Source organism: Flavonifractor plautii ATCC 29863, assembly GCF_000239295.1.
GTDB classification, from domain to species: domain Bacteria; phylum Bacillota; class Clostridia; order Oscillospirales; family Oscillospiraceae; genus Flavonifractor; species Flavonifractor plautii.
Genome location: NZ_JH417821.1, coordinates 1 through 1,272, shown reverse-complemented (window position 1 = coordinate 1,272; position 1,272 = coordinate 1). Strand labels below are relative to the sequence as shown.

Below are 1,272 nucleotides of genomic sequence, written 5' to 3'. Positions count from 1 at the left end.
AAAAGACGGACGCATACCGATACGTCCGTCTTTCTCCCGAGCTTGCGAATAAAAAACGGACGCAAAATATGCGTCCGCTTCTGCTCCCATTTCGGGTAGAAGGGGCCACTTATTCAGTGCCCTCCTCACATTTGGCATTTATCTCAGAGCAACCCCAATGAATTGGGGGTAAGCTCCTAGTAGGTCTTCTGACTAATGTGTCCCGACGGGCTTAAAGCCCGCCTGCGCATATCCGCCGCCTTCCCAGCTAAGCCATTACGACCGCCAGTGACCTGCTTTCGCAGAAAACAGATATACTCCACAATCACAGCTATTGAATTGCACGTCCCCGTAGCTTTCGCCACGGCTCCTGCTGCAAAACATGTCCAGGAATTTCACCTGATTCCCTTGTTCAGAAACAAGGATGCGTGTCCGCTCCCTGACGGGAGTCGGGTCGCGCATTTGCCACAAAAGCCGGATTCATATTAAATTTTACAGGAAGGTGCATGCCACTCTGCCCATGCAGAACTCAGAAGCCATCCCCTTCAAAGAACTATCTTTTGTTAAACTTGCACTTTACAAATGGCTTTCTTTTGAGTTCATTATACAACTTTCCGCTTAAAATGCAAGGGGTAAACAGGAAAATTTTCCAAACACTATTTCGCGATCCTGATAATCGCCTTTTCGCCGAGCGCTGCGGTATAATAAAAAGCACATGGCCCACCCCTGCGCCGGGTTCAGGCCATGTGCTTCTCTTGTTCCGGCTGGAAGAACACATAATATTACCCACGATATTATGCGCCCTTTTCTTCCAGCCGATTGCTCCAAAATGACGCGAGACCTGCAGAAGAGTCCCGTGTCCCGTGTGGAGCAGCACGAAATAGGAGGGACAAGTGAATTCGGCAACAAAAAAACTGTATCCTGAAGGATACAGCAACAAATTCCACAGGTTCCTACTGTGGTTGAAACTGCACCCTCCCAGGTCCGGGGAGGCTTTTTTGTGCGTTATACACAGGCAGGTCTTCTGACTCAGACGTTCAAACGCACCTCTCCGTCTTCCCGGAACAAACATCCCAGTGACATAGCAGAGAGGCACTCCGCCAACACAGCAACGGCTTTGTGCGGGATTCTCACCCGACTTCCCTTTTCACCCACCACAATTGGATGGACACCTGTGTACCAACTATATTCACTTGTTTTTTTATTTTATCAGGGTGCACTCGGAATGTCAAGATGGAACAAAAGAAAGTATGTGTAACAATTGTAGGACTACAATACATATTGGACATCTGA

2 riboswitches are annotated in these 1,272 nt (G+C 48.3%).

The features are described 5' to 3' along the window. Positions 1–161 precede the first annotated feature (161 nt). A riboswitch (cobalamin riboswitch) is annotated at positions 162–418 on the bottom strand. A 558-nt stretch (positions 419–976) separates the two neighbouring features. Then, positions 977–1,170, bottom strand: a riboswitch (cobalamin riboswitch). Positions 1,171–1,272: the final 102 nt, after the last annotated feature.